Source organism: Streptomyces xanthophaeus (genome assembly GCF_030440515.1).
Taxonomy (GTDB): domain Bacteria; phylum Actinomycetota; class Actinomycetes; order Streptomycetales; family Streptomycetaceae; genus Streptomyces; species Streptomyces kutzneri.
The window spans coordinates 1,366,718-1,379,119 of sequence record NZ_CP076543.1 but is presented as its reverse complement, the minus strand read 5'-3'; the positions used below and the strand labels follow the sequence as shown (position 1 = coordinate 1,379,119).

General features: G+C 72.2%; 10 protein-coding genes. All 10 read left to right on the top strand.

Annotated elements, in window-relative coordinates:
- Positions 1–26: 26 nt before the first annotated feature.
- A complete protein-coding gene (locus tag KO717_RS05920) occupies positions 27–956 on the top strand; it encodes an ABC transporter permease (protein ID WP_301364805.1) in 930 nt (309 codons plus the stop codon).
- Positions 949–1,731, top strand: coding sequence for an ABC transporter ATP-binding protein (locus KO717_RS05915; RefSeq protein ID WP_301364804.1), 783 nt, complete (start codon positions 949–951; stop codon positions 1,729–1,731). Before KO717_RS05920 ends, KO717_RS05915 begins: the two co-directional genes overlap by 8 nt.
- Positions 1,732–2,140: 409 nt before the next feature.
- A complete protein-coding gene (hpnC, locus tag KO717_RS05910; protein ID WP_301364803.1) occupies positions 2,141–3,034 on the top strand; it encodes a squalene synthase HpnC in 894 nt (297 codons plus the stop codon).
- Positions 3,031–3,993 (top strand): presqualene diphosphate synthase HpnD, encoded by a 963-nt coding sequence (gene hpnD, locus KO717_RS05905; protein ID WP_301364802.1) that lies wholly within the window; start codon positions 3,031–3,033, stop codon positions 3,991–3,993. The genes hpnC and hpnD overlap by 4 nt, the downstream gene beginning before the upstream one ends.
- 244 nt (positions 3,994–4,237) lie before the next feature.
- Complete coding sequence (hpnE, locus tag KO717_RS05900) at positions 4,238–5,617, top strand: hydroxysqualene dehydroxylase HpnE (protein WP_301364801.1); 1,380 nt, start codon at positions 4,238–4,240, stop codon at positions 5,615–5,617.
- Positions 5,614–6,780, top strand: a complete 1,167-nt coding sequence (locus tag KO717_RS05895) for a polyprenyl synthetase family protein (RefSeq protein ID WP_301364800.1) — start codon at positions 5,614–5,616, stop codon at positions 6,778–6,780. The genes hpnE and KO717_RS05895 overlap by 4 nt, the downstream gene beginning before the upstream one ends.
- A 120-nt stretch (positions 6,781–6,900) precedes the next feature.
- On the top strand, positions 6,901–9,246 hold the full coding sequence (shc, locus tag KO717_RS05890; protein WP_301364799.1) for a squalene--hopene cyclase: 2,346 nt from the start codon (positions 6,901–6,903) through the stop codon (positions 9,244–9,246).
- The gene (locus tag KO717_RS05885; protein ID WP_301364798.1) at positions 9,246–9,914 is read left to right on the top strand and encodes a phosphorylase family protein; all 669 of its coding nucleotides are present in this window, start codon (positions 9,246–9,248) and stop codon (positions 9,912–9,914) included. Before shc ends, KO717_RS05885 begins: the two co-directional genes overlap by 1 nt.
- A 5-nt stretch (positions 9,915–9,919) precedes the next feature.
- The gene (gene hpnH / locus KO717_RS05880) at positions 9,920–10,951 is read left to right on the top strand and encodes an adenosyl-hopene transferase HpnH (protein ID WP_301364797.1); all 1,032 of its coding nucleotides are present in this window, start codon (positions 9,920–9,922) and stop codon (positions 10,949–10,951) included.
- Positions 10,948–12,366, top strand: coding sequence for an aspartate aminotransferase family protein (locus tag KO717_RS05875; RefSeq protein WP_301364796.1), 1,419 nt, complete (start codon positions 10,948–10,950; stop codon positions 12,364–12,366). The genes hpnH and KO717_RS05875 overlap by 4 nt, the downstream gene beginning before the upstream one ends.
- Positions 12,367–12,402 lie beyond the last annotated feature (36 nt).

Genomic DNA, 12,402 nt, shown 5'->3' with positions numbered 1-12,402 from the left:
CATCTTGAAGACGAAAGTTTCAACTTGTGAGTGACACAACCCACGACGGCGCCCTCGCCACGAGCAGGCCGCTGTCCGACGACGCGGGGCTGAGCCCCGCGGAGCTCGCCAGGAAGTACGGCCTCTCGGTCAGCGGCGCCAGGCCCGGCCTCGGCGAGTACGTACGGCAGCTCTGGGGCCGGCGCCACTTCATCATGGCCTTCTCCAGGGCCAAGCTGGTCGCGCAGTACAGCCAGGCGAAGCTCGGCCAGGTCTGGCAGGTGGCGACCCCACTGCTCAACGCGGTCGTCTACTGGCTGATCTTCGGCCTGATCCTCAAAGCCGGCCGGGAGATGCCCAAGGACGTCTACATCCCGTTCCTGGTGATGGGCATCTTCGTCTTCACCTTCACCCAGAGCTCTCTGATGGCGGGCGTCCGGGCGATCTCCGGGAACCTCGGCCTGGTGCGGGCGCTGCACTTCCCGCGCGCCGCCCTGCCGGTGTCCTTCTCGCTCCAGCAGCTCCAGCAGCTGCTGTACTCGATGATCGTCGTCTTCGTGATCGCCGTCTGCTTCGGCAACTACCCGCAGCTCTCCTGGCTGCTGGTGATCCCGACCCTGGCGCTCCAGTTCGTCTTCAACACCGGCCTCGCCATGATCTTCGCGCGGGCGGGTTCCAAGACCCCCGACCTCGCGCAGCTGATGCCGTTCGTGATGCGTACCTGGATGTACGCCTCCGGCGTCATGTTCCCGATCGGGATCTACCTCAAGGACCAGCCCGCGTGGATCAGTGACCTGCTGCTGTGGAACCCGGTCGCGATCTACATGGACCTCATCCGGTTCGCGCTGATCGACGACTACGCGGCGAGCAACCTGCCTCCGCACGTGTGGGCCTTCGCGGTGGGCTGGGCCGCGGTGATCGGCATCGGTGGCTTCGTGTACTTCTGGAAGTCTGAGGAGCGTTACGGCCGTGGCTGACAACACCCAGGGGCGCGTCCCCACCGTGATCGCGGACGGCGTCCACATCGTGTACCGGGTCAACACCGGCAGCAGCGGCAAGGGCGCGGCCACGGCCGCGCTCAGCAAGATAGTCCGCCGGAAGAAGGGCGAGGCCCCGGGCGTCCGGCGGGTCCACGCCGTGCGCGGCGTCTCCTTCACCGCCTACCGCGGCGAGGCCATCGGCCTCATCGGGTCCAACGGCTCCGGCAAGTCGACCCTGCTGCGCGCCATCGCGGGCCTGCTGCCCTGCGAGGAGGGCAAGGTCTACACCGACGGCCAGCCCTCGCTGCTGGGTGTCAACGCGGCCCTGATGAACGACCTCACCGGTGAGCGGAACGTCGTTCTCGGCGGTCTCGCGATGGGTATGAGCCGCGAGCAGATCAAGCAGCGTTACCAGAGCATCGTCGACTTCTCGGGCATCAACGAGAAGGGCGACTTCATCTCCCTGCCGATGCGTACCTATTCCTCCGGCATGGCGGCGCGTCTGCGCTTCTCCATCGCGGCGGCCAAGGACCACGACGTTCTGATGATCGACGAGGCCCTGGCCACCGGTGACCGCAGCTTCCAGGTGCGTTCGGAGGACCGGATCCGCGAACTGCGGCAGAAGGCCGGCACGGTCTTCCTGGTGAGCCACAACAACAAGTCCATCCGCGACACCTGTGACCGGGTGCTGTGGCTGGAGAAGGGTGAGCTCCTGATGGACGGGCCCACCGAGGAAGTCGTCTCGGCATACGAGAAGGCCACCAACGGCTGACCTCCGGGTCGCGCGGCGCCCTCTTCCGGCGCTTTTCCGCTTCACCCGAAGGCCCCCGCCGCTCAGCGCGGCGGGGGCCTCAATCGTGTTCTCGCATTTCGCGGCGACATTCGGTGGCGGAGCGAATACCCGAGAGGGCTCCGCGACGTTCTACAGCGTAAGCTGAGGCGGTCCTCAATCGCGGCAAGAGGGGACGATTCCCCGCAGGTGAAGGGCCTTGGGGCAGCCCGGGGAATCCCCCGGCGGCGTGTCCGAAATAGGATGTAATGGGTCGGCAGTGTAGAACGGGAGATGTGACGGCAATGGCTACGGGAATTCTCCGGCCCCCAGGCACGACGGCCGTCCCCGCCCCGGGCGGCGGGCGGTGAACCCGGGGCACGGCATCCGACCCCTGGCCGACACGGTCCACGTGAGCGCCACCCTCGACAAAGCGGCCGCCGAGAACTTCCCCGTCGCCCCCGTCTTCCTGCCCCGCGCCTGGCGCGACGGGCTGACGGCCGTCTACGGGTACGCCCGCCTCGTCGACGACATCGGCGACGGCGATCTCCCCCCCGGCGGACACGACGCCGTCCTCCTCGGTCTCGACCCCGCCGCGGTCGACGACCGGCTCGCCATGCTCGACGCCCTCGAAGCCGACCTGCACCGCGTCTTCAACGGTTCCGCCGGACCCGCCGGCCCGCCGCGGCACCCGCTGCTGCAGGCCCTGCAGCCCGTCGTCCGCGCCCACGGTCTGACCCCGGAGCCGTTCCTCGCCCTGATCGAGGCCAACCGCCAGGACCAGCGGGTCGCGCGCTACGGGACGTACGCCGACCTGGTCGGCTACTGCGAGCTGTCCGCGAACCCGGTCGGCCGCCTCGTCCTCTCCCTCACCGGCACCAGCACCCCCGAACGGATCCGCCGCTCCGACGCCGTCTGCACCGCCCTGCAGATCGTCGAACACATCCAGGACGTCGCCGAGGACCTCGGCCGCGACCGGATCTACCTGCCCGCCGAGGACCTGCGCCGCTTCCACGTGACCGAGGCGGAGCTCGCGGCCCCGTCGGCCGGCGCGTCCGTACGCTCCCTGATCGCATTCGAAACCGAGCGCGCACGCGAACTGCTGCACGAGGGCACCCCGCTCGTGGGCAGCGTGCACGGCAGACTCCGGCTGCTGCTCGCGGGCTTCGTGGGAGGGGGGCGTGCGGCTCTGCGAGCCGTCACCGCCGCCGGTTTCGACGTACTCCCCGGCCCGCCCAAGCCCACCAAGAGCGGCCTGCTCCGCGAGGTGGCCGCCGTCCTGCGCACAGCGCCGAGAAAGGGGTGAGCCCGACCGTGGAGGGCCCCACACACGTGTCCGCACCGGTCCAGGCCGCCTACAGCTACTGCGAGGCCGTCACCGGTTCACAGGCACGCAACTTCGCCTACGGCATCCGGCTGCTGCCGAACGACAAGCGGCAGGCGATGTCCGCGCTGTACGCCTTCTCGCGGCGGGTCGACGACATCGGCGACGGCACGCTGGCGCCCGAGGCCAAGTTCGCCCGGCTGGAGGAGACCCGCGCCCTGCTCGGGCGGATCCGTGCGGAGGAGGTCGACGAGGACGACACCGACCCGGTCGCCGTCGCCCTCACGCACGCCGCGCGCCGCTTCCCGATCCCGCTCGGCGGCCTCGACGAGCTCATCGACGGGGTCCTGATGGACGTCCGCGGCGAGACGTACGAGACCTGGGACGACCTCAAGACCTACTGCCGCTGCGTGGCCGGGGCCATCGGGCGGCTCTCGCTCGGCGTGTTCGGCACGGTGAACGGCTCGGGCCTCGGAGCGGCCGACGCCGCGCGCGCCGGGGAGTACGCCGACACCCTCGGCCTCGCCCTGCAACTCACCAATATCCTCCGGGACGTCCGCGAGGACGCGGGCAACGGGCGCACCTACCTGCCCGCCGAGGACCTCGCCAAGTTCGGCTGCTCGGAAGGCTTCCACAGCGACCGGATGCCCGCCGGTGCCGACTTCGCCGGGCTCGTCCACCACGAAGTCCGGCGCGCCCGGGCCCTGTTCGCCGAGGGCTACCGGCTGCTGCCGATGCTCGACCGGCGCAGCGGCGCCTGCGTGGCCGCCATGGCCGGCATCTACCGGCGCCTGCTGGACCGCATCGAGCGGGAACCGGAGGCGGTGCTGCGGGGCCGCGTGTCGCTGCCGCCGCACGAGAAGGCGTACGTCGCCGTGCGCGGCCTGTCCGGACTCGACGCGCGGACCGTCACCCGCCAGAACACCCGGAGGCGAGCCTGATGACCGCGATCACCCCGCTTCCGGAGGCGGCGGCCGGACCGGCGGCCGTCGCCGCGGCGCGCACACGCCCGCGCCCGCCGGGCCGTCCCGGCCGGGACGCCGCCCGGGCAACCGCCCCGGCGGCGGGTGCGTCTCTTCCGGCGGACCGCGGCCACGCGGGCCGGGCCGCCGCACACCGGGCTGCCCCGCCCGCGCAGGACCGAACGGCCGGCCCGGAGGGCCACCGCACCACGGGGGAGGGCGCATGAGCGGCTTCGAACAGCACGCCGTCGTCGTGGGCGGCGGACTCGCAGGGGTCACCACCGCCCTCGAACTCGCCGACGCCGGGCTCCGCGTCACCCTGCTGGAGGGCCGCCCCCGGCTCGGCGGGCTCGCCTTCTCCTTCAAGCGCGGCGACCTCGAGGTCGACAACGGCCAGCACGTCTACCTGCGCTGCTGCACCGCCTACCGATGGTTCCTCGACCGCATCGACGGCGCCGCCCTCGCGCCCCTGCAGGACCGGCTCGACGTACCCGTCCTGGACGTCGCCCACCCCGGCGGACCGCGCCTGGGCCGGCTGCGCCGCAGCGCCCTGCCCGTGCCCCTGCACCTGGCCGGTTCGCTCGCCCGCTACCGGCACCTCTCCCTCGCCGAACGTCTGAGCGTCGGCCGCGCCGCCCTCGCGCTGCGCCGCCTGGACCCCACCGACCCGGCGCTGGACGGCCTGGACTTCGCGACCTGGCTCGGCCGCTACGGGCAGTCCGCCCGCACGATCGAGGCCCTGTGGGACCTGGTCGGCATCGCCACCCTGAACGCCACCGCCGAGCAGTCCTCGCTGGGCCTGGCCGCCATGGTCTTCAAGACCGGCCTGCTCTCCGAGAACGGCGCCGCCGACATCGGCTGGGCCCGGGTACCGCTGGGCGAACTGCACGACACCCTCGCCCGCAAGGCGCTCGACGCGGCCGGCGTACGGACCGAGCTGCGCACCCGCGTCACGGACATCTCCCGTATGCCCGAAGGGGCGTGGCGGATCGACACCGAGGAAGAGTCCCTGGAGGCGGGCACCGTCGTCCTCGCCGTCCCGCAGCGCGAGGCGCACGGACTGCTGCCCGCCGGCGCCCTCCCGGACCCCGACAAGCTCCTGGACATCGGCACCGCGCCCATCCTCAACGTCCACGTGGTCTACGACCGCAAGGTGCTCAAGCAGCCCTTCTTCGCCGCTCTCGGTTCCCCGGTGCAGTGGGTCTTCGACCGCACCGAATCCTCCGGACTCCCCGACGGCGGCCAGTACCTGGCCCTGTCCCAGTCCGTCGCCCAGGACGACATCGACGAGCCCGTCTCGGTCCTGCGCGCCAAGTACCTGCCCGAGCTGGAGCGGCTGCTGCCCGCCGCGCGCGGCGCCAAGGTACGGGACTTCTTCGTCACCCGGGAGCGGACGGCCACCTTCGCCCCCACCCCCGGCGTCGGCCGGCTGCGCCCCGGGGCGCGCACCGACACGCCGGGGCTCTACCTCGCCGGTGCGTGGACTGCCACGGGCTGGCCCGCGACCATGGAGAGCGCCGTCCGGAGCGGACTGAGCGCGGCCCACGCCGCACTCGCCGCGCTCGGCCGCCACCGCGAACACCCTCTGCAGGAGGCGGCATGACGAGCACCATCAGCAGCACCGGCACCACCAGCACCGCAAGTACAGGAACAAGAGGAGAGCCAGTGAACCCGGGGAACCCGGCTGTCGAGAACACGGATGCCAGTGTGGGCACAGCCGGAGGGGGCGTGGAGAAGGCGGACACGATCGCGCTCCTGGAACGCGGCCGTACGCTCTCGACCCCCGCGCTCCGCGCCGCCGTCGACCGGCTCGCGGCGCCCATGGACACCGTCGCCGCCTACCACTTCGGCTGGATCGACGCCCAGGGCAACGTGGCGGACGGCGACGGCGGCAAGGCCGTGCGCCCCGCGCTCGCGCTGCTCTCCGCCGAGGCCGCGGGCGCCGCGGCCGAGGTCGGCATCCCGGGCGCCGTCGCGGTCGAACTCGTGCACAACTTCTCGCTGCTGCACGACGACCTGATGGACGGCGACGAGCAGCGCCGCCACCGCGACACGGTGTGGAAGGTGCACGGACCGGCCCTCGCGATCCTGGTCGGCGACGCCCTGTTCGCCCTCGCCAACGAGGTGCTGCTGGAGCTCGGCACCGTGGAGGCGGGCCGCGCGACCCGCCGGCTGACCACCGCCAGCCGCAAGCTCATCGACGGCCAGGCGCAGGACATCTCCTACGAGCACCGCGAGCGCGTCAGCGTCGAGGAGTGCCTGGAGATGGAGGGCAACAAGACCGGTGCGCTCCTCGCCTGCGCGGTCTCCATCGGCGCGGTGCTCGGCGGCGCGGACGACCGTACCGCCGACAAGCTGGAGGAGTACGGCTACCACCTGGGCCTCGCCTTCCAGGCCGTCGACGACCTGCTCGGCATCTGGGGCGACCCGGAGGCGACCGGCAAGCAGACCTGGAGCGACCTGCGCCAGCGCAAGAAGTCCCTGCCGGTGGTCGCCGCCCTCGCCGCCGGCGGGGAGGCCTCCGAGCAGCTCGCCGAACTGCTCGCCGCCGACGCCAAGAGCAGCGACTTCGAGAACTTCTCGGAGGAGGAGTTCGCGGCCCGCGCGGCCCTCATCGAGGAGGCCGGCGGCCGCCGGTGGACCGCCGACGAGGCGCGCCGCCAGCACGCCGTCGCGATCCGGGCCCTGGACGACGTCGACATGCCGCAGCGCGTGCGCGACCAGCTCGTGGCCCTCGCGGACTTCGTCGTCGTGCGCAAGAGGTGATCGCCACCCGACAGCGGATATGAATCGCGAGTCGCCGGCCGGCGCCGCCACCTGAGCGTGGCGCGCACCGGCCGACGGCAGACCCCAGCACAGCAGAGGACACTGTTCTAAGGGGAAGCCATGACAGCGACGACCGACGGCAGCGCCGAGAGCGCCGGCGCCGGCAGCGAATCCACCCCGGGCGCCCAGGGCCTCCCGGCAGGCCCCGGCGTGGGGCGCGCCCGTGGCCCGGCCGCAGAACCGGGGCCGCCCGCCCCGTCCCGCGCGGGCCGGGCAGGCCCGCGGGCCGAGTACGGACCGCCGGGCACGCCCGGCGCGCAGGGCGCCCGCTGCGCCCCACCGGCGGCCGGACCGGGGCAGTCGACCCCGCCCGCCGGCCGTCAGGGCGTGGCCACGATGCCGCCCGCGGCGAAGCCGGGCGGCCCGCCCGCGCCGACCACCGGCCGGGGCGGCGGCCGTGCCCTCACCGCGGACCCGTCCGCCGGACCGGGGCCCGACCGGCCGGTCCGGACCACCGTGGCCGCGGACCTGCCCCGGCCGCCGGACGGCGCCCCGCCGGGGGTGTACGAGGCCGCCGCGCGCGCCACCAGGAACCTGCTGGACCGCCAGGACCCCGAAGGCTGGTGGAAGGGCGACCTGGAGACCAACGTCACCATGGACGCGGAGGACCTGCTGCTGCGGCAGTTCCTCGGGATCCGGGACGAGGCCACCACCTCGGCCGCCGCCCTCTTCATCCGCGGCGAACAGCGCGAGGACGGCACCTGGGCCACCTTCCACGGCGGACCGCCCGAACTGTCCGCCACCATCGAGGCCTACGTCGCGCTGCGCCTCGCCGGGGACGCGCCGGACGCCCCGCACATGTCCCGGGCCTCGGCCTGGATCCGGGCCCACGGAGGGATCGCCGCCGCCCGCGTCTTCACCCGGATCTGGCTGGCCCTCTTCGGCTGGTGGAACTGGGAACACCTGCCCGAACTCCCGCCCGAGCTGGTCTTCCTGCCGCCCTGGGTGCCGCTGAACATCTACGACTTCGGCTGCTGGGCCCGCCAGACCATCGTCCCGCTCACCGTGGTCTCCGCCCTGCGCCCGGTCCGCCCGGCCCCCTTCGCCCTCGACGAGCTGCACGCCGACGCGCGCACGCCCCACCCCGCCCGCAGACTCGCCCCGCTGACCAGCTGGGACGGCGCCTTCCAGCGGATGGACAAGGCCCTGCACGTCTACCGCCGGTTCGCCCCGCGCCGGCTGCGCAAGGCGGCGATGGCCACCGCCGGCCGCTGGATCGTCGAACGACAGGAGAACGACGGCTGCTGGGGCGGGATCCAGCCGCCCGCCGTGTACTCGGTCATCGCCCTGCACCTGCTCGGCTACGACCTCGGGCATCCGGTGATGCGCGCCGGACTGGAGTCCCTGGAGCGGTTCGCGGTGTGGCGCGCGGACGGCGCCCGGATGATCGAGGCCTGTCAGTCCCCGGTGTGGGACACCTGCCTCGCCGCGATCGCCCTGGCCGACGCGGGCCTGCGCCCCGACCATCCCGCACTGGTCAGGGCGGCCGACTGGATGCTCGGCGAGGAGATCGTCCGCACGGGCGACTGGGCCGTGCGCCGGCCCGGGCTCGCCCCCGGCGGCTGGGCGTTCGAGTTCCACAACGACACCTACCCCGACATCGACGACACGGCCGAGGTGGTCCTCGCCCTGCGCCGGATCAAGCACCCGGACCCGGCCCGCGTCGAGGCGGCCATCGCCCGCGGGGTGTCGTGGAACCTCGGCATGCAGTCGAGGAACGGTGCGTGGGGCGCCTTCGACGCCGACAACACCAGCCCCCTTCCGAACAAGCTGCCCTTCTGCGACTTCGGCGAGGTCATCGACCCGCCCTCGGCCGACGTCACCGCCCACGTGGTGGAAATGCTCGCCTTCGAGGGCCGCGCGGGAGACGCGCGGACCCGGCGCGGCATCGCCTGGCTGCTGGCCGAACAGGAGCCGAGCGGCGGCTGGTTCGGCCGCTGGGGCACCAACTACGTCTACGGCACCGGCTCGGTGGTCCCGGCCCTCACCGCCGCCGGGATCTCCCCGGGGCATCCCGCGATCCGGCGGGCCGTGCGCTGGCTGGAATCCGTACAGAACGAGGACGGCGGATGGGGCGAGGACCAGCGCTCCTACAAGGACCCGTCCTGGGCGGGGAAGGGCGCTTCCACCGCCTCGCAGACCGCCTGGGCGCTCATGGCCCTGCTGTCGGCCGGCGAGCGCGAGGGCAAGGCCGTGGAGCGGGGCATCGCCCACCTGGTGGAGACCCAGAAGGAGGACGGCACCTGGGACGAGCCGTACTTCACCGGCACCGGCTTCCCCTGGGACTTCTCCATCAACTACCACCTGTACCGGCAGGTGTTCCCGCTCACCGCGCTCGGCCGCTACCTGTACGGGGAACCGTTCGCCCCGGCCGGAGCGCATCCGGCAGCGGCCGGGGAGGCGTGATGTCCGCCGCCGGCGGGGACGACCGGGCCCGCAGGCCCGACCCGCTGCTGCTGGCCTGCGCGCTGCGCATCGAGCAGGCGGCGCTGCGCAGCGCCTGCCGCGGCCCGGGGCGCGGACCGGCCGGCGGGCACGTCCTGCTGCGCACCGGGATGGGCCCGCGCGCGGCGGAGCGGGCCGTCGGCCGGGCGCTGGACCGGCCGGGCATGGACCTCGCCGCCGTCCTCGCGACGGGGTTCTGCGCCGGGCTGGTCCCCGGCATGCACCCCGGAGACCTGGTCGTCGCCGAGGAGACCCGGGACCCGCAGGGAACCGTCACCTGCACCGGCAGCACCCTGCTCGCCGAGGCACTGGCCCGGGCCGCCCCGGGCCGGACCGTGCACACCGGCGTGCTGACCGGATCCGACCACGTCGTCCGCGGCCAGGAGCGCGCGCAGCTGCGCGCCACCGGCGCCGTCGCGGTCGACATGGAGTCCGCGGCCACCCTGTGGGCCGCCACCCGGGGCGGCGGCCGTCCGGTTGCGGCCGTCCGGGTGATCGTGGACGCTCCGGAGCACGAGCTCGTCCGTATCGGCACGGTTCGCGGGGGAATATCGGCCTTCCGTGTCCTGCGTGCCGTACTGCCCGCGTTTCATGAATGGCACCGTTCGTTGCTGCTCCCCAGGAGGTGAGCCAGATGGCCATGCCGCTGCGCCAGTCCATCAGGGTCGGGACGTATCTTCTCGAACAGAAGCTCCGCAAGCGTGAGAAGTTCCCGCTGATCGTCGAACTGGAACCGCTCTACGCCTGCAACCTGGCCTGTGAGGGGTGCGGAAAGATCCAGCACCCGGCCGGGGTGCTCAAGCAGCGCATGCCGGTCGCCCAGGCGGTCGGCGCCGTACTGGAGTCCGGTGCGCCCATGGTGTCCATCGCGGGCGGCGAGCCCTTGATGCACCCGCAGATCCACGAGATCGTCCGGCAGTTGGTGGCGAAGCGGAAGTATGTGTTCCTCTGCACCAACGCGATGCTGCTGCGCAAGAAGATCGAGAAGTTCACCCCTTCCCCCTATTTCGCCTTCGCCGTGCACATCGACGGTCTGCGCGAACGCCACGACGAGTCGGTGGCCAAGGAAGGTGTCTTCGACGAGGCGGTCGCCGCCATCAAGGAGGCGAAGAAGCGCGGGTTCCGGGTGACCACCAACTCCACCTTCTTCAACACCGACACCCCGCAGACGATCATCGAGGTACTCAACTACCTCAATGACGACCTCCAGGTCGACGAAATGATGATCTCGCCCGCCTATGCCTACGAAAAGGCCCCCGACCAGGAGCACTTCCTGGGCGTCGAACAGACCCGGGAACTCTTCAGGAAGGCCTTCGCGGGCGGCAACCGACGCCGCTGGCGGCTCAACCACTCCCCGCTCTTCCTGGACTTCCTGGAAGGGAAAGTCGATTTCCCCTGCACGGCCTGGGCCATTCCGAATTACTCCCTCTTCGGCTGGCAGCGCCCCTGCTATCTGATGAGCGACGGCTACGTACCGACGTACCGAGAGCTCATCAACGACACCGACTGGGACAAGTACGGCCGCGGAAAGGACCCGCGCTGCGCGAACTGCATGGCGCACTGCGGCTACGAGCCCACCGCCGTCCTCGCCACCATGGGCTCCCTCAAGGAATCCCTGCGCGCGGCCCGGGAAACGATCGCCAGCAACCGGGACAAGTCGGCATGACCGGGCGGCCACAGGAGGAAGGGGGCGGCCGGGGCAAGGGCTTCGACCTCGGCGCCCTGCTGGCCGAGCGCGGCGCGGAGCGGTACGAGCTGCACTCCCGTCACCTCAACCACCAGCTGCCCCGCATGCTGCACACCATCGGCTTCGACAAGGTCTACGTGCGGGCCGAGGGCGCCCACTTCTGGGACGCGGAGGGCAACGACTACCTGGACATGCTGGCCGGGTTCGGGGTGATGGGCCTGGGCCGGCACCACCCGGTCGTCCGCCGCGCCCTGCACGACGTCCTGGACGCCCAGCTCGCCGACCTGACCCGGTTCGACTGCCAGCCGCTGCCCGGGCTGCTGGCCGAGAAGCTGCTCTCGTACAGCCCGCACCTGGACCGGGTCTTCTTCGGCAACAGCGGCACCGAGGCGGTGGAGACGGCCCTGAAGTTCGCCCGGTACGCCACCGGGCGCCCCAGGATCCTCTACTGCGACCACGCCTTCCACGGGCTGACCACCGGCTCCCTGTCGGTGAACGGGGAGGGAGGCTTCCGCGACGGTTTCGCACCGCTGCTCCCCGACACGAAGATCGCGCTCGGGGACCTCGCGGCCCTGGAGCGCGAGCTGAAGCGCGGGGACGTGGCCGCCTTCGTCGTCGAGCCGATCCAGGGCAAGGGGGTCCTGGCCGCCCCGCCCGGATTCCTGCCCGCCGCGCAGGAGATGCTGCACCGGCGGGGGGCGCTGCTGATCGCGGACGAGGTGCAGACCGGCCTCGGACGTACCGGGGACTTCTACGCGTACCAGCACGAGCCGGGTGTGGAACCGGACCTGGTGTGCGTGGCGAAGGCACTGTCGGGCGGATACGTCCCGGTCGGCGCGACCCTGGGCAAGGACTGGATCTTCAAGAAGGTCTACTCGTCCATGGACCGGGTGCTCGTGCACTCCGCGAGCTTCGGTTCCAACGCCCAGGCCATGGCGGCGGGCCTCGCGGTCCTGTCCGTCATGGAGGACGAGGAGGTCGTGGCGAACGCCCGGGCCATGGGTGACCTGCTGCGCGGGCGGCTCGCCGCGCTGGTGGACGAGTACGAGCTGCTGCACGAGGTGCGGGGGCGCGGGCTGATGATCGGCATCGAGTTCGGCCGGCCGTCCTCGCTGGGCCTGCGCAGCCGGTGGACCATGCTGCAGGCGGCCCGCAAGGGGCTCTTCGCGCAGATGGTCGTGGTGCCGCTGCTGCAGAAGCACCGGATCCTCACCCAGGTCTCCGGGGACCACCTGGAGGTGATCAAGCTGATCCCGCCGCTGATCGTGGACGAGGCGGACGTGGACCGGTTCGTCGACGCCTTCCGTGAGGTGATGGACGAGGCGCACGGCGGGTCCGGGCTGATCTGGGACTTCGGCCGGACACTGGTGAAGCAGGCCGTCGCCACGCGCTGACGGCCGGCCCACCCCGTGGGGGAACCGGTCCCCGCC